The 22,593-nt window shown below is 40.5% G+C and carries 15 protein-coding genes; 5 read left to right on the top strand and 10 right to left on the bottom strand.

All coding sequences use genetic code 11. The annotated features are described in order from the left end of the window. Nucleotides 1-77 precede the first annotated feature (77 nt). From LV92_RS08640 to cobA, 6 genes are all read right to left on the bottom strand, one after another. Nucleotides 78-1,514, bottom strand: coding sequence for a rubredoxin (locus tag LV92_RS08640; RefSeq protein WP_111623249.1), 1,437 nt, complete (start codon nt 1,512-1,514; stop codon nt 78-80). A gap of 11 nt (nt 1,515-1,525) precedes the next feature. Beyond that, nucleotides 1,526-5,059, bottom strand: coding sequence for a nitrate reductase (locus tag LV92_RS08635; protein WP_111623248.1), 3,534 nt, complete (start codon nt 5,057-5,059; stop codon nt 1,526-1,528). A gap of 206 nt (nt 5,060-5,265) precedes the next feature. Continuing rightward, nucleotides 5,266-5,937: a response regulator transcription factor gene (locus tag LV92_RS08630; RefSeq protein ID WP_111623247.1), complete on the bottom strand. Its 672-nt coding sequence runs from the start codon at nt 5,935-5,937 to the stop codon at nt 5,266-5,268. A gap of 167 nt (nt 5,938-6,104) precedes the next feature. Further along, nucleotides 6,105-7,388, bottom strand: a complete 1,284-nt coding sequence (locus tag LV92_RS08625) for an alginate export family protein (RefSeq protein WP_111623246.1) — start codon at nt 7,386-7,388, stop codon at nt 6,105-6,107. A 229-nt stretch (nt 7,389-7,617) separates the two neighbouring features. Beyond that, a complete protein-coding gene (locus LV92_RS08620; protein WP_111623245.1) occupies nt 7,618-9,036 on the bottom strand; it encodes an MFS transporter in 1,419 nt (472 codons plus the stop codon). Between the two features lie 206 nt (nt 9,037-9,242). Beyond that, nucleotides 9,243-10,010, bottom strand: coding sequence for a uroporphyrinogen-III C-methyltransferase (gene cobA / locus LV92_RS08615; RefSeq protein ID WP_111623244.1), 768 nt, complete (start codon nt 10,008-10,010; stop codon nt 9,243-9,245). 126 nt (nt 10,011-10,136) lie between these two features. Here cobA and nirB point away from each other — a divergent pair, with 126 nt between their 5' ends. The 5 genes from nirB to LV92_RS08590 all read left to right on the top strand — a co-directional run bounded on the left by nirB (nt 10,137) and on the right by LV92_RS08590 (nt 16,087). Continuing rightward, complete coding sequence (nirB, locus tag LV92_RS08610) at nt 10,137-12,653, top strand: nitrite reductase large subunit NirB (protein ID WP_111623243.1); 2,517 nt, start codon at nt 10,137-10,139, stop codon at nt 12,651-12,653. 90 nt (nt 12,654-12,743) lie between these two features. Continuing rightward, nucleotides 12,744-13,121, top strand: coding sequence for a nitrite reductase small subunit NirD (gene nirD, locus LV92_RS08605; RefSeq protein WP_111623242.1), 378 nt, complete (start codon nt 12,744-12,746; stop codon nt 13,119-13,121). A 24-nt stretch (nt 13,122-13,145) separates the two neighbouring features. Continuing rightward, complete coding sequence (locus LV92_RS08600) at nt 13,146-13,733, top strand: DUF4202 domain-containing protein (protein WP_111623241.1); 588 nt, start codon at nt 13,146-13,148, stop codon at nt 13,731-13,733. A 29-nt stretch (nt 13,734-13,762) separates the two neighbouring features. Next, nucleotides 13,763-15,610: a sensor histidine kinase gene (locus LV92_RS08595; RefSeq protein WP_111623240.1), complete on the top strand. Its 1,848-nt coding sequence runs from the start codon at nt 13,763-13,765 to the stop codon at nt 15,608-15,610. Nucleotides 15,611-15,712: 102 nt separating this feature from the next. Then, a complete protein-coding gene (locus LV92_RS08590) occupies nt 15,713-16,087 on the top strand; it encodes a DUF7009 family protein (RefSeq protein ID WP_111623239.1) in 375 nt (124 codons plus the stop codon). Nucleotides 16,088-16,222: 135 nt separating this feature from the next. Here the strand turns inward: LV92_RS08590 and LV92_RS08585 are convergent, their stop codons facing one another. The 4 genes from LV92_RS08585 to LV92_RS08570 all read right to left on the bottom strand — a co-directional run bounded on the left by LV92_RS08585 (nt 16,223) and on the right by LV92_RS08570 (nt 22,557). Beyond that, nucleotides 16,223-17,686, bottom strand: a complete 1,464-nt coding sequence (locus tag LV92_RS08585; protein WP_111623238.1) for a potassium/proton antiporter — start codon at nt 17,684-17,686, stop codon at nt 16,223-16,225. Nucleotides 17,687-17,860: 174 nt separating this feature from the next. Further along, nucleotides 17,861-21,199 carry a PVC-type heme-binding CxxCH protein gene (locus tag LV92_RS08580; RefSeq protein WP_111623237.1) on the bottom strand — a complete coding sequence of 1,113 codons (3,339 nt, stop codon included), beginning with the start codon at nt 21,197-21,199 and terminating at the stop codon, nt 17,861-17,863. A gap of 79 nt (nt 21,200-21,278) precedes the next feature. Then, nucleotides 21,279-21,689 carry a cupin domain-containing protein gene (locus LV92_RS08575; RefSeq protein ID WP_111623236.1) on the bottom strand — a complete coding sequence of 137 codons (411 nt, stop codon included), beginning with the start codon at nt 21,687-21,689 and terminating at the stop codon, nt 21,279-21,281. 7 nt (nt 21,690-21,696) lie between these two features. Beyond that, the gene (locus LV92_RS08570) at nt 21,697-22,557 is read right to left on the bottom strand and encodes a phosphoenolpyruvate hydrolase family protein (RefSeq protein WP_111623235.1); all 861 of its coding nucleotides are present in this window, start codon (nt 22,555-22,557) and stop codon (nt 21,697-21,699) included. Nucleotides 22,558-22,593: the final 36 nt, after the last annotated feature.

Below are 22,593 nucleotides of genomic sequence, written 5' to 3'. Positions count from 1 at the left end.
TTAGACCCAATAATATTTCCTCAATATACTAACCAACTTTTAATATTGTCAACTCACATATGATGGCTTTGGAGGCATTACAATATTTGTAGTTTCATTTTTTCAAATCCTGATTTGGGGGCAGAACAAACCGGACAGCAGTAATCCTCACTAAGGTCTGCAAATGAAGTTCCAACAGCGACCTGCGATTTTGCATCACCGTAGGTTTCGTCATAAACTGTGAAACAAGAGCTACATTGATAAACTTCTTTCAAAATATCAACATTTGCATTCTTGGGGGTTTCTTTTTTGGCGACGGCCCTTCCCAATTGATCAAAATAATGTTTACTCAGTTCCATTAACAGACCTGGTAACTCTATCTTATCTACATCTTGGGCGTAAACTTGATATTCTTGTGTATTGGGATCGAAATTTTTAAAATGCAAAACGTTGTAAGTTGGCCTTACGGCAAAATCCTTTACAATAGTGGGTTGGGTGTTCTTTTCAATTATTACAGATGAGAAATGTGTTCTCTTCCCCGTTTCATTGCTTATGCCAAAGGTCAGTCCATAGGTGCTGATATCGTTCTGATCAAAACTTAGCACCAAGAATTTTTTCAATTCCAGTGCCTCCATATCATCTACCGGTAGGTGCCAGTTCATTTCCAATTGGGAGTGACGAATATTGATTCCTTTTTGTCCTAGAAAGCGTTCCAGTTCGGGCCTGCTGGAACTTTTAATTCCTTTTATAATAAATGACTTCCACGGCGTGATGCATATTTTCCCAATGCTGTTGTCCAGACAAAAGCCACATAATTTTTTTAGAAAATCAAGATCGTATCTATTGTTTCGCCAATAAAGTCCCAACCAGTATTGATCCAGCCCCATTCTATTCATTCCTTCGTAATAAGGAAATTTAATATAGGGAACCACCAGCTCCCGTTCCATGGTTCTATTATTGGTATCCAATTTTTTATTGAGAATAAAAAATAGTTCGTCTATATCCGCTACGTCCTGATATATTTCCTCAATAGCCTTGGCCACGGTATGGATGTCCCAACTATAAATTAAGACAGGGTAGTACACGGATTTCGTCCAGTGCGGAAGTTTAATGTTCAGGTACCAATAATCCTCACTATCCGAAGCAATAAAGTTAAGGTTGCCATTAAAAATAGGTACCAAGCGTTGCTTGGGGTCGGTGATGTTTATTTTTAATTTGGGCAGATAATCAAAACCTTCCAAAATATACAGATAAGTGGACCCTTTGAGCCAGTTGGTCATATCAAAAATATCGGCGGACACATATGAAGTTACTATATTTTGGTAACTTCTTTCGCTAACGATATCGGTGTTGAATTTTGATATTTGTTCCAATTGTTCCTCTTTGGCATTTTGCAATGGGAACAACAAATCTTGCCGCGATCCAAAAAATACCTCTTTCAGCCCGCCAGCTTCCAACATGGCAATGATATCCTTTAATTCCCCTGGAGAAGTTACTCCTCCCTTGATCAATATTCGGTGTAAATCATCATTCATAACGATATATTTTATGAGGTAACTGTTTGTAATTCTTTTCGCAAAATATCCTGTATTTCGGGTTTACAACTTCCACAGCCAAGCCCCGCTCCAGTTTCTGAGCACAGTTTTGAGAAGTCTTCACATCCCCCATTAATTGTTTCAATTAGATTGCCTTCTCCTACCTGACTGCATGAGCATACCAATTTTCCTTTCAAAGGAACAGAATTTGATTGCCCTCTAAGTAGCTCGTTCCGCTTTTCGGATAGTTCAATTTCTTCCTCAATTAATCTTTTAAATTCGGCGAACTCGTTTTTGTCCCCCATAAGGATGGCACCTTTTAGGGTATCGTCTTTTACGATACATTTTTTGTAGTATTTCTTTGTGACATCCATTAGGATAATTTCCTCATAACTGTTGTCATCCAAGGGGGCATTTACCATACCCAGACTACAGAGGTCCAGATTTTCGAACTTTAAAATGTTCATAAGGATAGATCCATTATAGATACTGCTAAAATCGCCCATGATATATTTTGCAGCGGTATCGGCCTGTTGCTCGGCGGCCGACGTTATGCCAAAAAGGGCATTTCTAAATTCGGCAATCTCCCCAAGCGCAAAGATATTGGGATCGCTGGTCTGCAAATATTCATTGACTACCACTCCCCTCCCTGTCTTAAGATCTGAATGCTTTGCCAACTCAATATTGGGACGGGTACCAATGGCATAAACGATGGCATTGCATTTAACCGTCCTTCCCGTTTTTAAGGTAATTGAAAGGGAGTTCTTGTCATCCCTTTCCTCGAATACGGTACTTACCTCATTATCATAATAAACCTTAATTCCCCTATCACTCACATCCTCGGCCAACAGTCGACTCGCAATTCTATCCAACTGTCTTTCCATTAATCTAGGGGCACGTTGAATGATACTGATATTTACATTTCTGTTCTTAAGCGCTGCCGCCAGCTCCAGTCCCAGAAGTCCACCTCCAACGATTACCACATGTTGTTCTTCTGAGGGCAGGCCGGTATCTTCCAAATATTTACGTAATTTATCGGCATCCCCGCGTTCTCTCATAGTAAAACGACCTGGCATGTTTATTTGTACCTCACTAGGAACAAAGGCCCTACTCCCTGTTGCCATTACAAGTATATCGTAGGCGTGTTCAAAACCGTTGTCGTCCAGCACGGTTTTATTTTTCCTATCTATTTGAGTTACTCCTAAACCTTGATGTAGTGTAATATCCAATTTTTCAAGTTCTCCTTTTTTTAGTTTTTCGAGAGCTTCCCATGAGAGTTCCTCACTTACATATTCAGGGAGTAATACCCTATTGTAAAAAGGATCTTTTTCCTTGGAGAAAACGTGGAGTTGATCTGTTTCATTTTTTTCCCTATAGGTCTGGATAAATCTATAGGCCGCAGCTCCAGCTCCTATAATCACAATCTTCTGTTTGGGTTTTACATACTTTGCCACTTCTACGGCACAATACTTAAAATCAGGCTCCTTGGATACTGGATCAATTAGGTCATTGGTCAAGTTATTTGCCCTGCCAAAATCATTATTCAGCACTTTGCCCCAATGCATAGGGAGAAAGACTACCTTTTCACGAATGTCAAAACTCACCTTAACTTTAACCTGTACTGTTCCTCTCCTACTTTTTATCACCGCTATATCCCCATCCTTTAATTTTCTCAAATAGGCATCCACTTTGTTCATTTCCAAATACGGATCTGGAATATGGGTAAGCAGACGTTTTACCTTTCCGGTTTTGGTGCGGGTATGCCATTGGTCCCTTACCCTACCTGTATTGAGAATTAAGGGATATTCAGGTGTTGTTATTTCCGATTTATTGTAAAGTGATTGGGGGGCGTTGAAGTGCGATTTCTTATCATTGGTAAAGAATTGATAGTCCGTAAACAGTCTGGGTGTACCCATATGTGTAGCGTGGGGTACCGGCCATTGAAAGCTGCCTTCGTTCTTTAGTCGATCATAGGATAAACCGGATATATCTATTTCGGTACCTTTTGTTAAAAGGCAGTGTTCGTCATATACTTCACTGGCATTTTTATAGTCAAATCCATGATACCCCATTTTTTGTGCAAACTTCCATAATATTTCTGCGTCCGGTAAAGCCTCTCCCGGCGCATCAATTACTTTGGGAAGGTAACTAATGCGCCTTTCTGAATTGGTCATAGTCCCTTCCTTTTCCAGCCAGCCTGCAGCCGGTAATAAGAGGTCAGCAAATTTAGTTGTCTCGGAATTATGTGAAATATCCTGAACGACCACAAAGTTGGCATTTTTTAATGCCTTTTCCGCTTTATGTACATTGGGCATGCTCACTATTGGATTGGTACAGATAATCCACACCGCCTTCATTTTGCCATTTTCCAATGCGTCGAACATCTCTGTGGCGGTATAGCCAGGTTCGGATTTTATTTCTTTTCCACCCCAAAAATCAGATACTTCCTTGCGGTGTTTGGGATTGCCCAATTCCCTATGGGCCGCAAGCAAGCTGGCCATACCACCTACTTCCCTACCCCCCATGGCGTTGGGTTGTCCGGTAAGCGAAAATGGTCCTGCACCGGGCTTCCCGATTTGTCCAGTAAGCAGTGACAGGTTCATTAATGCGACATTTTTGGAAACACCAATGACACTTTGGTTTAGGCCCATGGTCCACATACTTATAAAAGCATTGGCATTGCCTATATACATTGCCGCCTTCTTGATGTCCTCTACAGGAATTCCACAAAGTTCGGCTGCTTTTTTCATTGAAAGTTGAAAGGCACTCTCTTTAACCGCATCAAAATTTACCGTATGCTTTTTAATGAAGTTTCTATCCGTTTTTTTCTTTTCTATCAACCAGCGGGCTATGGCATTAAATAGAATAACATCCGTTCCCGGTAATATTTGTAAATGAAGATCTGCCGCAGCACAGGTCTGTGTTTTCCTAGGGTCTACTACTATTATTTTTACATCCGGATTGTTCTCCTTGTGATTTTCTATTCTTCTAAACAGGATGGGGTGACACCAGGCAGGATTTGCCCCGGCGATAAGGAAACAATCTGATAACTCTATGTCATCATAAGAAATGGGCACGGAATCCTCTCCCAACATTTTTTTATAACCCACAACGGCAGAACTCATGCAGAGCCTGGAATTGGTATCAATATTATTGGTGCCTATAAAACCTTTGGTCAATTTATTAACCAAATAATATTCTTCAGTAAGGCACTGGCCAGAAACATAGAACCCTACACTGTCCGGACCATGCTTTTCGATAATGCTTTTGAATACGGCAACGGCTCTATCAAAGGCCGTATCCCACGAAACTTTTTGTAAAGGGTGATTTCTGCTCCATCTCATTTCCGGATATAAGATCCGGTCACTTACATCCTGGGCCACATAGTTAAGATTCTTCCCTTTGGAACAAAGCATACCTTTGTTTACAGGATAATCTTGATCTCCTTCAACACTAATATTGCCCTTGGAGTCCTGTTCCACCACAATGCCACACCCCACCCCACAGTAGGAGCAAATAGTCTTATGTTCGTTCTTTTTCTGCATAAAATCCTTGTATTAAAAGAAACCAATTAAATATGATCTAAAATTACCAAATTAAGTATAAATACGTAGTAATTTATTGATAATAGTTGGGCGGATTATTGACGAAAAGACAATAAAATTGCTTTTTCATTGGATATTACAGAATATACCATGGATCTAAAACATGATAAACCGCTGTAAATCAATAAAAAACCAAATATGACAAGTTAAATCAGTTTATATTCCTGTGCCTTTCTGGCCAGGTCCATAAGGTTATTTACGCCCATTTTTCGCATTAGATTAAAGCGATGTGTTTCAATGGTACGTTTGCTTTTTTGAAGTTTTTCAGAAATTTGTTTATTGGTAAGCCCTGAAAGGACGAGTTCCAGGATTTGCAATTCCTTGCTTGTAATCCCAAAGGAGTTATTTCCATTTTTTGAGGGATGCTTGCTTTCCGGCTTTGTCTGTCCCTGACTCAACAGATTGTTTACCAAAACATTGGAAATATCACCACTAAAATATTTTCCACCTTGTTCAACGGTAGAAATAGCCTTAAGAAATTCAGTTTTTCCGGTATCCTTCAAGAGATAACCACTAGCTCCAGCATTTACCGATTTAAGGATGTATTCTTCGGAATCGTGCATGGAAAGTATAATAGATTTGGTTGTTGAAGAATGTTTTTTGAGTTCTTCAACGGCCTCTATACCATTCATTTCGGGCATTCGGATATCAATGATCAAGAGATCGGGTTTTTTATCCAATACCATTTGAACGGCCTCCTTGCCATTGGAGACCTCACCGATCACCACATAATTATCATCTTCTTCCAATAAGGCTCTAATACCATCCCTTACCAGAGAATGGTCATCGGCCAATACAATACGCGTTGTTTTATCCACAATAGTCTATTCTTTCCAAACAAATATAGGATAAAATTAAAACTAAGTATTCATACGGTGAAAATAGATACTAAAATTATGATAATTGACCTTGATTGTAATATCGTTTGACCTAGAGTTTTATTATTTTGCCACGTTTTATAAACAAAACTCCAATGATAACTGGATTATTTGGAAGTATTCAAAAATTTGGGTTTGATGACCAGCATGGCCCAAGCCCAGTTTTGGCTACTGGCCGAAGCATCTTCAGTAATGCCTTTTAATTCGTACATACCATCATTGGCAAACATTTGGGAATAACCCAACTGAAGGGAATAACCATTGAATGCCTGTGAGAACACAAGATCCAATTCGGTCCCCAACGATTTTTCCCTGCTAGGCAATTCTTGCTCTCCACTAAAGTTAAGTGCCTTGACCATTAAACTTGATTTCTCCCCAAGCTTGAAATTGGCACTCACATGAACATCCAATAATCCAACGGAATTGGCGTGATTGCCTACGTAGAAATAATCCATAAATCCATTGAATTTATGATTGGTACCATAAAGGGGGAAAAAGGCCTCTGTTTTATCAGTGGTACCGGCATCATTACCACTAATGATTTCCATACCGGCGACAAGACTTATTTTTGCAGAAGCATTATAGTTGAAATCAAGTCCCAACAAATAAGCACCTCCTACATCAACTGCACCTTGTCTTTCCCCGGTTTGAAGAAAAGCGTTCAAAGCAGCCCCAAAACTTCCTTTTTTATAATCTAAATGTGTGCCTAGGGTCTGTAAATTACTTATACCGTCAGGCGTTGTACCATCAACTTCAAAATTCTGGAAGCCATTGTTCAACAGTAATAGGCTCACGCTTAAGTTTTTCCAATTCTCCTTCAAATAAAGGTATTGCATGGTTTTATAAGAGAAGAACCCAGTAGTGTTATAAGCCGTGCCAACTGATTGAAAGCCACTGGGATTATCATAATCCTGGCTGTAGGCCAATCCCAGATCCAACTGAAAACGCTCTTTGGCGTATTTTAAAATAGCGGCGTCATGATTACGTGCCTGTTGTGTCCAACCAACACTGCCCAATATGCGTTCATCGTCGTAATCCAAGGTCTGTCTTCCCAATTTGGCTGAAAAATTACTTCCAAAATTTATATCTGCCCAGGCTTCAAAGACAGCGAAGGAATTATTCTCATCATCCGGTAGAAGCTGCCTATTTTCGCCCCATACAATAACATCTTGAAGGCTTACATAAAATGTGTAGGCATCTATAGTGTAGCCCGCATTTAAACGCAAACGGGTTGAAACACCAAAACCGGCATCTGCATCATCGGTAATTAGACTGCCAAAACCGTGACGTAATTCGGTACGAGGTCTAAATTCTCCATCCAATGTAAACTGTGCATTGGCAATTGATCCATAGAGGACTGTAACGATAAATAAAAAATATATTCTTTTCATCTGTTGATAGGTATTTATTTTTTAGGAGTATAACCTGTAAACATAAGGAGTAATTTGCCATTAATCGCACAGGTTCATGTGAAAAATTATTATGGCTTATTTCATATTTTGATCAGAATTACGGAATAAAATAATTGCAATTATCCATTCCGTATTCCGATTTCAATTTCAGTAGCTTGGTATGTTTGGATAAAAGTGCCAAAATGGGCACAGCAGTTTATTTCTTCCCCTATTTATCGACTCCTGATAATAAAAGTTCGGCCTTGGTTTCATCTATAACAGCCATTTCCTCGGCAGTTGCAAACCTAATGGCAAGGGATAGAAGGGCTGCAATTACTATAAATCCTCCTATGACAAAAAATCCACTGGATACTGCCGAAGCTGCCGCAGTCGTCTGGGCGGCCTTTATAGCCTGCTCTCCTAATTCGCTGTTGGCGGCAATGGCAGCACTCTCGGCCACGGCCGATTTGGATTTTAATAACATGGCAGCCATAAAGGCCCCTACGTTTCCTCCTGCCCCAACAATACCGGAAATGGATCCTATGGCTTTTTTATTAATAAATGGCACAACAGAGAAAGTGGCACCTTCCGCCATTTGAACGGTGAGACTAAAAGCGATCAAAAATATCATACCAAATACCAGACTAGTGGTCACGGAAAAGATGGAAAGCATTAGTCCTTCCGTAGCCAAGATCAGCGCAAGAAAAACTACCCTGCCGCGCAGGCCACGGAACTTACCGAACAGGTCTCCGAAATAGCCACCTAAAGTTCTGGCAAAAATATTCATAAGGGCAAACGACAATACTAAATTTCCTGCGGTAGAACGATCCAGACCAAATCTATTTTGAAGATAATCGTCCATAGTACCATACACTGTTAATTCTATTCCAAAACAAGCCGCATAAACTAAAAACAAGATCCAGACCCTGTAATCTTTTAAGGTACTCAAGAAGGATACTTCATCTTTCTTTAAATTAGGCATTTTACCTTCTTCCTTAAGTTCCTTGAAATTGCCTTCGGGGGTATCTTTGGTAAAGAAGTAATATATAAGTCCCATAGCAAAGCAAATAACACCGGCAATGACCATGGAATATCTCCAGGCTACTTCATCGGCAATTCCAAAACTAACAACTCCTGCTGCGATCAATGGCATTCCCAATCGGTTGGCCCCTCCTCCAAGGTTACCCCAGCCAGCGGAAGTGGCATTTGCTGTACCCACTATATTTGGAGCAAACATTATGGAAGTATGGAATTGGGTTATTACGAACGAAGCACCTATAAAACCAATGAACAACCTACAAATTAGAAATTGAAGCGGTGTTTGTACAAAACCTAGAAGTATAACAGGGATGGATCCGAGTATCAATAAATAAGTATAACACAGTCTAGGACCATACTTGTCACATAACTTGCCGATTAACAATCTGGCGAATACTGTTCCTGAAACCGCCAATATTATGGAGTTCCACTTTTGGGTAGGTGTCAATCCCAAGTCTTTGACCACGTCGGGCATAAAAGGAACAATTCCGAACCAGGCAAAGAAACAAATGAAAAAGGCGATGGAGGTAATCCAAAACGTACGTATTGGTACACTCCTCAAGTTTAAAAGTTCTAATTTAGTAGCTTTAGCAGAGACAAATTCTTTCATAACTGAATTGTTTATAGGATTAGTTGTTTCGTTTAACAATTCAAAAATACGTATTTCTACGTATTATTACTTATTATTTTTATGTAATACCGAAAATAAGTAGTGTTTTTATGAAGGTGGGAAAATATTAAGCCTGCGATTATGAAATTGCAATTAATCAGGTAGTCCTATTGCAATATTGTAAATGTGTTGTATTAGGTGGGTACCTAATAGTAAAGTGCCCGTTGAATTTCCTCTTCAAAAAAGGACGGATGTTCGGTTACTACTTCCCCAACCACTATTATTCCGGGTTGTGTAATATCTATTTGCTCAACAAGTGAGCCAGCATCTTTTAGAAGTCCTGTTATACAAGTTTCATTTTTAATGGTTCCATTTTGTATAATTGCAAATGGGGTTAGTCCATTTCTATGTTGAACAATTTCACCAGCAATTTCCAAAAATCTACGTACGCCCATTAATATGACCATTGTGGCCGATGACTTGGCTGCCAGTTCCAGATCTTCGGAAAAGGAACCATCGCGTTTTGTGGCTGTCATCACCCAGAAACTACTGCTAATTCCCCGTCTGGTTACCGGGATTCCTTGACTAGCCGGAACGGCTATCGCACTGGTTACCCCTGGAACGACCGTAACCGGTATTCCGAAAGATTCAACGTATTCCAATTCTTCACTGGCCCTACCGAATACAAAAGGATCCCCACCCTTTAAACGCACAACATGTCCGTAGTTAAAGGCTTTTTCCACGATTAATTTATTAATATCTTCTTGGGTAAGGGAATGCTCCCCACATCTTTTCCCTACGTAGACTTTGGGGATATCCGGATTTAGATCCTGTAGCAAATCCGTGCTTATTAGAGCATCATATAAGATTACATCGGCATCCTCCAATGTTCTGTATCCTCTTATGGTAATAAGGTCGCTACTTCCCGGACCAGCACCTACTAAACTAACTTTTGGGTCTTTGGATATGCTCATGATTTCTACTTTTTTAGATATGCAATTAAGAATTTCGCAACAAAAATACGTATTTATTTTCATAAAAACATATATTAATTACGTAATTATACGTAATATTGCTACGTAACATTTAATAGTATACGTATGAAGACCGTAATTGTAGTTGGAAATGGAATGGTTGGATACAAATTCTGTGAGAAATTTGTGTCCAAAGTAGACCAAGCCTCCTTTAAACTGATTGTTTTTGGAGAAGAACCAAGAGTTGCCTATGATAGGGTACATTTAAGTGAGTATTTTGAAAATGGTGATGCGGAACGTTTATCCATGGCTCCCAGAGAATGGTACCAGGAAAATAACATTGAACTTTATATCAATGAGAGGGTAACGGATATTCATAGAAATTCAAAAACAATAACCACTCTTAGCGAAAAGACCTTTAATTATGATTATTTGGTGTTGGCAACCGGCTCCAGTCCGTTTGTGCCTCAAATAAATGGAGTAGATAAGGAAGGAGTGTTCGTGTATAGGACTATAGAGGACTTGGAAGATACCTTGGCCTATGCCGACAAAATAAAGAAAACTGTAGAAAAACCAAAGGCGGCCATCTTGGGGGGTGGACTATTAGGTCTTGAGGCGGCCAAGGCCGTGATGGATATGGGTATGGAGCCACATGTTGTGGAATTTGCCCCTAAATTAATGCCTAGACAGTTGGATACTAGAAGTAGTAAGGTACTACAGGTGAAGTTGGAATCTATGGGAATCAATATTCATTTGAGCAAAGCTACAAATCAGATTTTAGGTAATGGTCATGTCATAGGGATGGAATTTGGGGAAGACGATGTCCTGAATGTAGATATGTTGGTGATTTCGGCAGGAATAAGGCCTAGGGACGAATTGGGAAAAAGTTGCGGCCTTAAAATGGGTACCAGAGGAGGCATAGTAGTGGATAATAAAATGAGAACTTCAGATCCCAATATTTTCGCTATTGGGGAAATAGCCCTTTACAACCAAATGATCTATGGTCTGGTTGCTCCCGGATATGAAATGGCGGGTGTTGCGGTAGATCAGATTCTGGGTATGGAGGAGACTGTTATGGCAGCAGAGATAGATATGTCTACCAAACTTAAACTTATAGGGGTGGACGTTGCCAGTTTTGGGATTCCCTTTATGCCGGCGGAAAAAGGGCACTCTATTATTTTTGAAAACAAAACGGAGAGTCTTTATAAAAGGATCAATGTAAGCCATGATGGCAAACGGCTTCTGGGCGGAATCTTGGTAGGTGATGCCCAAGATTACAATATGCTCTTGCAGATGTATCTTAACGAAATGCCATTGCCCAAAAATCCTGAAAATCTTATTTTAGGAAGTCGCGGTGGTCAGGATATGTCATTTGGCAGTGCTATGGACCTACCGGATACGGCTGTGATATGTTCCTGTGAAGCAGTTACCAAAGGACAAATATGTTGCTCTGTAAAAGATGATGGCAACGAAAGCGTAAAAGCAATTTCCAAAGCTACCAAGGCAACAACTGGTTGTGGAGGGTGCAAACCAATGGTCGACGATTTGGTAAAGGAAACCCTTAAATCCTTAGGAAAAGTAATTAAGGAGTCCATTTGCGAGCATTTTGAATATTCCAGACAGGAACTGTACGATATTGTAAAACTTAGAAAAATTGAGGACTACAATTCGCTGTTGGACGAGGTTGGAAAAGGACATGGATGTGAAGTTTGTAAGCCCGCAGTGGCCTCTATTTTCGCCAGTATTTACAATGAAACAGCCAATAGGCAGGCAACCATACAGGACACGAACGATCGATATTTGGCCAATATTCAAAGGAACGGGACCTATTCGGTAGTACCTAGGGTCGCAGCCGGAGAAATTACCCCAAAACAGCTTTTGGCCATTGGTAAAATAGCGCAAAAATATGATTTGTATACTAAAATTACAGGTGGACAGCGTATTGACATGTTCGGGGCACAATTGCACGAACTACCACTTATATGGGAGGAATTAATTGCGGAAGGTTTTGAAACGGGTCAAGCTTATGGTAAATCGCTACGGACCGTTAAAAGTTGTGTAGGTTCTACATGGTGTAGATATGGGATGGATGAAAGTGTGACATTTGCCATCGATATAGAGAACCGCTATAAGGGCATACGTTCCCCGCATAAAATTAAGGGTGGTGTTTCCGGATGTATTAGGGAATGTGCAGAGGCCAGGAATAAGGATTTCGGTTTTATAGCCGTTGAAGGTGGTTGGAATGTATATATATGTGGAAATGGCGGGGCCAATCCACAGCATGCACAATTGCTTGCTGAAAAGGTAGACAAGATAACAGCTACCAAATATGTAGACCGATTTTTAATGTACTATATACAGACTGCTCCCCCCCTAACCCGAACAGCTGCTTGGTTGGATAAACTTGACGGGGGTATAGATTATGTGAAAGATGTTGTCATTAATGATTGCCTAGGTATTGCGGATCAGTTGGACAGCGAAATGCAGTATTTGGTAGATACCTATAAATGTGAGTGGAAAGAGGCTGTAGAAAATCCAGAAATAAGGGCAAGGTATACTCATTTTGTGAATGCCGAAGACACTGACGACACCATTGAATTTGTTTCCTTAAGGGAACAAAAAATGCCTAAGGCGTGGGTCTAGTTATATGGTTGGATCCAAATTTTTATAACCAATTTAAAATATGTTCAATAATGGGTCAACCAGCATTACGACCTTTAAAAATATAGACAGATGATTTCAATTTTAAACACTTACGAAGCAGTGGAGACAGAAAAAGTGAGTCTTTGGTTTAAGGCGGCCCCTGTACAAAAATTTCCAGAAAACGGGGGTGCTTGTGTAAAATATAAGGGAATGCAAATTGCAGTTTTTAATTTTACAAGGGAAGGGACGTGGTATGCCTGCCAGAATTTATGCCCCCATAAAATGGAAATGGTCCTTTCACGGGGAATGATAGGAGAAGATCAAGGTGAACCCAAGGTAGCCTGTCCGCTACATAAAAACTCCTTTTCCCTAAAAACGGGAATGCATCTTAATGGGGATTTGAATAGCATAGCAACATATCCGGTTAAAATAGAGAACGACTTTGTTTATATTGGTTTTTCTGAATAGCTTTGGAAAAAACCAAAGTGAATTATGGCCTCAGAAAAATTGAAAAGTGCCTTTCGCCTATTTGATGTAGCAAATGCCAATGACCCTAATGTAGAAGTATGGCAGGGCAAGGAGTATCCCAAGGAGTTGTTGTATGCCATGAGAATGACAGAGAAGTTAAGAACATTTGATCCCGAGGCACCGGAATCTTTACAGCTTACGTCCAGGTGTCAGCATATCCGCAGATGGGAGATTCCAAGGGAATCCTATGAAATGAACAGGACGGGCTATTTAAAATGGAGGCAGGACCTGAAAAAATTTCATGCAGAGAAGGCCGGTGCCATTCTCAGGGAAGTGGGCTATGATCAAGAAATGATAGATAAGGTAGCTTTTTTATTGGAAAAGAAGCAACTTAAAAAAAATGCAGAGACACAGACTTTGGAAGATGTAATTTGCCTAGTATTCCTTGAATTCTATTTTGAGCCATTTTCACATAAATATCCGGAGGAAAAACTAATTGATATTCTTCAAAAAACATGGCGAAAAATGTCCAAAAAAGGTCATGATGCGGCCTTAAAACTACCCTTATCAAAGGAATCGCTAGAGTTGATAGGTAAAGCACTTAAGGGATAGGGTCTAAATTTGAGCAACACTTTTGGGAAATGAACGACGATAAATACCATGCACCCCTGGATACTACCACCTTTCAAAGGATCCGGAAGTGGTATTTGTTTGCATTGGCCGCTATTGCCTTAAGTATCATTGTGGCCCAAATCTTGATTCAACATCATTTAAATTCCCAACTGGACGATTCAAAAGTGATCAATGTTGCGGGCAGACAAAGGGCCTATAGTCAAAAATTGACTAAGGAAGTATTGCTATTAAAGGAATTGTCCGATCCCGAACAGCGAAATCAAATATTTGCAGAATTAAGGGAAACCCTAGCCGTTTGGAAAGAATCCCATCAAGCGTTACAACACAGTGATGTGGCCATGGGTATTTCAGAGGAGGAGAATGAGGAAGTCCAAGAGCTTTTCCAGAAAATAAACCCGCATTACAATGCAATGGTAGCTGCCGTGGAAAATATCTTGGCCGATTTTAAGGATACAGGGAAATCAATTCCCCACCAATTGTATGTTGATATTCTTTTAGAAAATGAGCGTACTTTTTTGAAGATGATGGACACCATCGTCAATAAGTATGATGTCCTTAGTAAAACACATTTACAGAATTTAAAATTTAAGGAATATCTATTATTGGCCATATCGCTCCTCATATTGATTTTGGAGATATTTTTCATCTTTAAACCTCTTTCACTACAAATTAGAAACACGATCAAGAATTTAATTGTCGCGCACAAAAAATCGGATGAAAGCACCAAGGAGATTAAAAAACTCTTCCAAGAAAAGGAAAAATCCTTACAGGAACTACAGGAGCTTAATTTTGTGATAGATAATGCCGCCCTTTTCGCAAGCACCAAGCAAGATGGAAATGTTGTTTTTATCAGTAAAAAATTCAATGAACTTTTAGGGCGTAACGATCAAGATTTAAATAGGCCGTTATACGAAATATTGACAACGGATGAAGGGCAACAACAATATCTGGCGGAAGTATTAAAAAGCAATAGGAAAAATATCAGGACCGAAGAGATAAAGATCAAGACTGCCAAAGGGGATTCGCTCTGGTTGGATATGTCCATTATCCCAATGCACCAATCCAGTGCCCAACAATCCATTCTAATATTGTGTTCCAATATAACGGAACGCAAACAGAATGAGCTAAAAGTAGCACAGTTGACCCAAGCCAATTACGAAGAGACCATGAGGCAAAAGCAGTTGCAGGCCAGCCAGATTGTTGAAGGTCAGGAAGAGGAGCGCAAAAGAATTGCCAAGGATATCCACGATGGCATTGGACAAATGTTGACCGCTTTGAAATTTAATATAGAATCGATCAATCTTAGCAATAAGGAAAAAACTGCCGAAAAAATAGAATACATTAAAAGCCTTGCCAGTGATTTGATCAAAGGAGTGCGCACTGCCACCTTTAACCTGACCCCTCCAGAACTTAGTGATCATGGAATATTTCCCGCACTTCACAAAATGACCCATGAACTCTCCAAACTTACCGGTAAAAATATACTCTTCGAAAATAAGACCGAAGAGAACATTCGTTTTAATTCCTTGGCGGAAACCAATATTTATCGCGTTGTACAGGAAGCGGTAAATAATGCCATAAAGTATTCCGAGGCCAATTTTATTTTGGTAACCATTAACTTTAATGACAATGTTTTAAGTGTAGTCATCGATGATGATGGCAAGGGTTTTGACGATTCTATCTTGGGAAAGGTTCCCAAAAATACCAGCGAAGGAGGAATGGGACTTTTCTTTATGAAAGAGAGAATGAACTATATCAACGGACGTCTTTTTATTAACTCCATTCCTGGAAAGGGTACCAGGGTAACCATTAACTATAAAACGGATAGCAGGGAATTAATGGCTACTGAGGAATAATTTTTGTCCAATTCCGGATTTTTCATGGGTTGTAATGACTTCACAACTAAGGGAAAGCGACACAATCTATGAATGGGAAGTAGTTTTTAACTCAAATTAAGTATGAAAATAAGAATAAAAGGAAACTCAGTACGCTATAGACTTACCAAGACAGAGGTTGAAGCCTTTTGTAAAGTGGGATTTTATGAGGAGCAGACAGAGTTTAAGCACCATATCTTTCGATATGAATTGCGGAGCAGGGAAAATATTTCCCATCTGGAAGCTGATTTTAAAAACGATACCATCATCATGTACCTGCCTGAAAAGGATAAAATGGTCTGGGCCAATAGCGATCGTGTTGGATTTAAACATACCATTGCCATGGGAAAAGGCAAGGAACTTTTTCTACTGTTGGAAAAAGATTTTGTTTGTTTGGATGAAACCATTGAAGATCAATCCGATAATTACCCCAATCCTTTATTGGAAAAAAAGGAATAGTACTAGCTATTTAGCACAGAGTAAAAACTAAAAATATTCTGGAATCGAATAGCTGAGTACAGCTTATCTTGTTATGCTGTTGATTGTAACAAAACGGACCATCAGGGGAGCATGAAAGAAAATAAAAAATTTAGGCTATTCTATCCTCAATGTTTTATAAACTTCGTCTATAATTCTTTGTTGGTCAGCAAGAACAATCAAGGTATCATCACTTTCAATTTCCGTGGATCCGTTTGGGGTAATATACTTGTCCCCTCTTTTAATCATGGCAATTATCGCATTCTTAGGGAAACCCAAATCAACAATCTTTTTGTTTGCCGCATAGCAATCAGCGCCTACAGCAATTTCTCTCATAATAGTCTTGGGATTTTCAGAAAATAACAGATCTGTTGTTGTTAATTTCTTTGCTTTTTCAGGGATGGCAACGCCTAACCATTTAGCTACAATGGAGAGTGTGGTTCCTTGAATTAGAATAGAGGTTACCGAGATAAAGAATACAATATTAAAAATCATATTCGCCTTGTCTATTCCCGCTAAAAGTGGGTAAGTAGCAAATACGATTGGCACTGCTCCACGTAAACCGACCCATGAAATATAAAATCGCCTTTTCATTCGCATTTTGAAAAAGATCAGACTTAGAAATACACTGAGAGGTCTGGCGACTATAATGAGGAATAACGAAATAAGTAAACCTATTCCTATATACGGAATAATTTGTGAAGGAAATACCAGCAAGCCTAGGGTTAGGAAGAGTACAATTTGCATTAACCAAGCCAGACCATCGAACATTTTTAGAATGGTTTTCTTGTGTATCAAATCCTGATTGCCAAGATATACAGCACATATGTAGATGGCCAGAAATCCATTACCACCAACAAAGTCGGTTGCAGAAAATGTAATAAACATTAGAGCTATTGCCAATACGGGATAAAGGCCTTCAAAGTCGAGTTTAATATTATTGATAATATATTTACTCAGTTTTCCAAAACCGAAACCTGCAGCTCCACCCAAAATCATTTGTTGTAAAAATAACGGTATGATGGAAAAAATGCTTTGGTCCTGATGAATTACCAGGGTCAAGAAAGCAAGGGTCAATACATAGGCCATTGGGTCGTTACTACCACTTTCCAATTCCAAGGTTGGTCTAAGATTGGTTTTTAAGGCCAGACTTTTGGATCGCAAAATGGAAAAAACGGCAGCGGCGTCCGTGGAGGATACAATGGAACCCAGTAGCATACTTTCGTAAACGGTGAAGTCGGTAATAAACCAAACAAAGGTACCTAAGGTAAGGGCAGTCAATAAAACACCCAAGGTAGAAAGTACCAGGCCTTCCTTGATAATGGGCTTGACTGCTTCCCAGTTGGTATCCAATCCCCCGGAGAACAAAATAAAATTAAGGGATACGATTCCAATAAATTGGGCAATTTTGGGGTCGTCAAAACGTATTCCCCCAATGCCATCTGAACCAGCCAACATTCCTATGGCCAAAAAGAGCAACAGGGTGGGCACCCCAAATTTATAGGAAGTCTTACCTACAACGATACTTATAAAAAGTAGTATTGAACCGACTAAGACTATATTTTCTATGGTTAAATTCATTATGTAGGACTAAATTGTATTTCCGTAAAAATAAGAGTTCTTATTTAAGATTGTAATTAAAATCGGATATTGATTTAATTCCACTGTATAATGAATTTTACCTAAAATATTCTTCCATACTCTTGACCCCTACTTCAGTCACTGATTATGTCCGAATGACTATATTACGCTACATTATTTTTCTACCCAATCCAGACTGTTTTTTAAAATGGCTTGGTAGGCCTTGTGTCCATGTGCCCTTTCATCGTGCCCTAAAGTATTCCCGACAATTTTCACTTTTGGATGTTTTACGATCCATACGGTGGGATATTCTTCTCCGGATTTTAGGCCCCTACTTACCGCTAGAACCTCTATTTCCGCTTCAGGGTCCTTTTCCCATCGGTACAATTCGTCCACGATTCTGAATTTGGAGGGAACGCCTTTCATTATGGGATGATCTGGCTTAAGAACCCTTACTTCAAATTCCTGTAGATCTTCATGGGACCTGGATCCTCCCCCAACCAGGGTTTTATTGTATTCCGGCCAGTCCTCCCAATTGTACCAAGTACTTGGATGGTAGATAAGCATATTCATATCCCCTGAGTTTACACGGGATATAATAGCATTTCGGGTATTTTTGTCCAAAGGTTTGTTGTTACTTAATAATAGCACATCGGTAGTTGGAAGCAAGGTTCCCAATTCCATTGAATTTTCTGTGTAGATCACTGTGTTCTTCCCGCCATTACTAAGGATTTTACCATCCGCAACGCCAAAAAATTTAAGGAAGTCATGGGATCCACCACCGCCCATGGCCGAGATTTTCAGAGCTTCCTTATCCTCGGAAATGTATGATCCAGGAGCAGTTACTATAATTACCCCCTGCATCATTCGCCAATGCCCTGGAAAAGTGCAGACGTATGGATAAATACCCGGAGTATCTGGAAGTTTAAACACTACAGACCCCGTAACTCCCGGTGTCAACATATCCGTTGCCCCCAGCACATATCTCGATTTTGGAACATATCCCATTTTTTCGGCTTCAGGATTCTTTAGAAATCCATCTACCATGGCCCCGAAAGTTTCCACACTTCCTGGTTGAATGACCACCAAATTATGGGACATTTGATCCTTATTGTTCAATACTATTTCCACGGTCTGCCCAGCCGTGGCGTGAAGTGTCTTTTTATCATAAGCCATTTCTTGGTTTACGGTATTGAGTATAAAGGTTACATCGGCCTTTATTCTACCCACCTTACCTATGCCCATATCAATGTGCTGATTTCCTCCGGTATTAACACAGTGAACGGCGATTAGATTCTTGCCTTTTTTGAACAATTCGCCTTTCTCCTTGTCCAGTTTTATGTACTTATAAACTTCACTGGATCCGGTTTCCGACATCAAAAGCTGGCCATTGACATATATTTCATAGTCGTCATCATGGGCTATTTTGATAACAGGTTCAGTAATTTCATCAGAAACAACCACTTCTTGACGCATCCAAATATCCGAACTGCTCCATGGGGTGTTCACCTGTTTCATTTTATCGCCTCCAAACTTGGCAGCACCCTTTTTCCAATCGGAGTCATCGAATTCCAATTTAGTCCAGTTATCGGCAGGTTTGTCAGTAGTGTAATTCCAAGTGGTTTTTTTTTCTTCTGCCGAGGGTATTACCATAACTACGGTTGAAGGGTCTACTTCTTGAAAGTTCAATTCTCTGAAATAAATTTTTATGGCGGCATTGAGCCATTTGTCAGAAGTGCTGGCATCGTCCTTGGACAATTTTTCTATTTCTAGATATAATGCGCTGGATTCCGGTAATTCCCCTGCGCGCAATACTGCAGCAAGCCTCATATGTAGATCTGTACTGCTCAATAGGCCGGATTGCGCCAAGACTTCACTACTTTCTTTTGTTGCAGGCAATAAAGCGAGTGCGGCCCGTTTTACTCCATAGGAGCTACTTGCCAATGCTTTTTTGACCACTTCGTTGGCGGCCGTATTGGAATCGTTAAGTGCTCCCAGGCCTTTTAAAGTCCACAGTGCGTGCAAGGCACTGGCATTGAGACCGCTATAATCAATATCATTGTTCCCGGCCATATTGATCAAGCCCGGAATTAATGACACCTTCTTGTTCTCCACTATCAGGCGCTGCGCGGTGGTGCGCCAGAACATATTATCACTTCCGAGGGCCTCCAAAAGTGCTTTATCATCCTCGGGATCCAAGGAAGTGATATCCGAGTCATCAGCGTCCTCATGGGTAATTACGTATATCCTACCATGGCCATAATCGCGCAGTTTATTTAAATGGGCGTTGCCTTCTCCCTTATCCGCGTTCCAAATTTGATTGTCCATCCCGCGTTTGTCCGGATTATGCTGAATTACGGGGTTGTACCAATCTGCGACCCATAAATTTCCATCTGGTCCGGTTTCTGCGAAAACTGGTGCAGTCCAAGCATCGGTACTCGCAAAGATATTTCCACCGTCGACCTCCTTATACCCTGCCCCATCCTTGACAATTTTTGCAATATGCACCAAATGTCCGGTAGGTTCGCATACATACATTTGATTTTGGTAGGCCTCTGGATAGTTTCGCGCGGTATAGAAATTGGCCCCGGCAGCTGCGGTATAACCTCCACGAACATCTACCTGTTGCAACGGAATGGTATCTACAGGAGTAATTTCATAGTGTCCTTGGATAAAATCGGCATTGACAGCCCAGGAAGGCAGTTTATTTAAATAATCGTAGTGGTTTAGGGGAATACCAACATAACAACAATGGTTGTTGTTGGCCGTAGAACCAAATATTTCAAAATTCTCGTTAAAACCAAGGCCCCAGGTATTGTTGTTAAATTGACCTACAGGTTCAAAATAGGAACCATCCTTGGCAAATTTGTAGACGCCCATTTTAAATTCCACAGGCTTGCCCTGAAACTGATTTTCGAAACCCGAATACCCAACGGAACCCCATATCATATTATCGACGCCATAGCGCAGATTTGATGGTCCGGCATGAGTGTCCCAGGTTCCAAAACCTTCGAATAAAACGGTACGCTTGTCCATTTTGTCGTCCCCATCGGTATCTTCCAAAAAAACCATATTGGGAGCTTGCGACACAATAGCCCCTCCATTTACCAAAGTAATTCCCGTTGTTAGATTTTGCTCGGTGGCATAATCGGTAAATTTATCGGCCTTGCCATCCCCGTTGGTATCTTCACAGATAGTAATTCTATCACCACCAACATCATTGGCCAGCCCATGCGGGTAATCCTGGGACTGTACCACCCATAGCCTGCCCCTTTCATCCCAAGTGAAGGCTATTGGGTTTATAATATTGGGCTCGGCGGCATAGAGCTCCACTTTGAAGCCTTCCGGAAGCTGAATATGTTTTTGGGAATCCTCTGGACTTAAAGGATCCTGAACCCTAGGGTTCTCTCCAGTATAGGTCAATGGCGGGGGGGGCTCTTTTTCCCCGGAGCAGCTGGATAAAACGACCATTCCACAAAATAACAAAGAAAGGTAAGCGGTTACATTTTTCATTTTCTAAATTTTATATTATAAATAACTACAGCCAAGCGTAATTGAAATAACTTTAAGAAGAAGGCAATATTTTAGATCATTATATTCGAGGACGATATTCCGAATAAGGGGCACTTTCACTTACATCCACAGTACCCGCTTCCCATCCTTCCGGAGGGGATAGGATCGCCAAAAACTCCAATTCCCCTTGTCCGGCATTAAAAGTACCGTGTGCTACATTGGCACCTATATAAACGGAGTCGCCCGCCTCCAGTAGCTGCATTTCATCTTCTATCCATTGTTCCGCAGTACCTTTGAGTACGTAAAGAATTTCATGCATTTCGGGGTGAACATGAAAATTATGTCCACCGCCTTCCGGCATAACCACCTTCACCATATAGGAGTCGGCCTGTTTTATAATTTCGGGATGATAATGCCAATGATGATCCCGCCCGAAGGCCGTTTCGAACATTTGGTCTTTTTCCTTGACGAATTTCCAGTTCCTTTCCATAGACAAACTATAGGGTCAATGCTTTGAATTCCTTGGTCAGATTGGTCAATGACTGTTCTATCCCCATTCTTTCCAAAGACGATGCCCCTACAAAGCCATGCAGACCCTTGCAATGTTCCAATACGTATTTTACGTCGGCGGGGGTATTTATTGGTCCACCATGGGCCAATAAAAATGCGTTGGGATTTGCCTTTTTAACGGCGTCGACAATTTTTTGGGTACGCTCCAGTGCATCATCCATAGATGCAGAAGCATTGGTAACTCCAATAGATCCCCCAACAGTTGTCCCTACATGCGCAATTATGGCATCTGCACCCACATCGGCCATTTTTACGGCCTCTTCCGGTTTGCCAACATATACGATAGAAAAAAGGTCCATTTTAGTGGCCAGATCTACCATATCCACTTCTTTTTGAAAACTCATTCCCGTTTCTTCTAGAACATTTCTAAAATGACCATCAATAATGGAATGTGTTGGAAAATTATTGACCCCGGAGAATCCCATATCCTTTACTTTTCCCAAAAAATGCCACATCCTTCTTCTTGGGTCACTTCCGTGCACACCACAGATAACAGGAATTTCCTCTACCACGGGCAAAACCTCGAATTCCCCAATTTCCATAGCTACGGCGTTGGCATCCCCATAGGCCATCATACCTGCTGTTGAACCATGTCCGGACATTCTGAACCTGCCCGAGTTGTAGATGATGATCAAATCCGCCCCACCTTTTTCTATAAATTTAGCACTGATCCCAGTACCGGCTCCGGCCGCAATAATGGCTTTTTTTTGATTTACTACTGCTTGTAATCTGTCTCTAACTTCTTGTTTAGTGTAGGGGTTTCCTTTCCCCGTCCATGGATTCGGCATAATTGATTTTCTATTTAGTTTATTTGATTTTTTTTT

The organism is Arenibacter echinorum (assembly GCF_003259375.1).
In the GTDB taxonomy this organism is placed as follows: domain Bacteria; phylum Bacteroidota; class Bacteroidia; order Flavobacteriales; family Flavobacteriaceae; genus Arenibacter; species Arenibacter echinorum.
The sequence above is the reverse complement of the archived record's forward strand: the minus strand, read 5'-3'. Positions and strand labels throughout refer to the sequence as shown.

Excerpts from the sequence above, each read along its gene's own strand:
- LV92_RS08640 (WP_111623249.1), bottom strand. The coding sequence starts at position 1,514 with ATGAATGATGATTTACACCGAATATTGATCAAGGGAGGAGTAACTTCT.
- LV92_RS08635 (WP_111623248.1), bottom strand. The coding sequence starts at position 5,059 with ATGCAGAAAAAGAACGAACATAAGACTATTTGCTCCTACTGTGGGGTG.
- LV92_RS08625 (WP_111623246.1), bottom strand. The coding sequence starts at position 7,388 with ATGAAAAGAATATATTTTTTATTTATCGTTACAGTCCTCTATGGATCA.
- LV92_RS08620 (WP_111623245.1), bottom strand. The coding sequence starts at position 9,036 with ATGAAAGAATTTGTCTCTGCTAAAGCTACTAAATTAGAACTTTTAAAC.
- cobA (WP_111623244.1), bottom strand. The coding sequence starts at position 10,010 with ATGAGCATATCCAAAGACCCAAAAGTTAGTTTAGTAGGTGCTGGTCCG.
- nirB (WP_111623243.1), top strand. The coding sequence starts at position 10,137 with ATGAAGACCGTAATTGTAGTTGGAAATGGAATGGTTGGATACAAATTC.
- nirD (WP_111623242.1), top strand. The coding sequence starts at position 12,744 with ATGATTTCAATTTTAAACACTTACGAAGCAGTGGAGACAGAAAAAGTG.
- LV92_RS08600 (WP_111623241.1), top strand. The coding sequence starts at position 13,146 with ATGGCCTCAGAAAAATTGAAAAGTGCCTTTCGCCTATTTGATGTAGCA.
- LV92_RS08595 (WP_111623240.1), top strand. The coding sequence starts at position 13,763 with ATGAACGACGATAAATACCATGCACCCCTGGATACTACCACCTTTCAA.
- LV92_RS08590 (WP_111623239.1), top strand. The coding sequence starts at position 15,713 with ATGAAAATAAGAATAAAAGGAAACTCAGTACGCTATAGACTTACCAAG.
- LV92_RS08585 (WP_111623238.1), bottom strand. The coding sequence starts at position 17,686 with ATGAATTTAACCATAGAAAATATAGTCTTAGTCGGTTCAATACTACTT.
- LV92_RS08580 (WP_111623237.1), bottom strand. The coding sequence starts at position 21,199 with ATGAAAAATGTAACCGCTTACCTTTCTTTGTTATTTTGTGGAATGGTC.
- LV92_RS08575 (WP_111623236.1), bottom strand. The coding sequence starts at position 21,689 with ATGGAAAGGAACTGGAAATTCGTCAAGGAAAAAGACCAAATGTTCGAA.
- LV92_RS08570 (WP_111623235.1), bottom strand. The coding sequence starts at position 22,557 with ATGCCGAATCCATGGACGGGGAAAGGAAACCCCTACACTAAACAAGAA.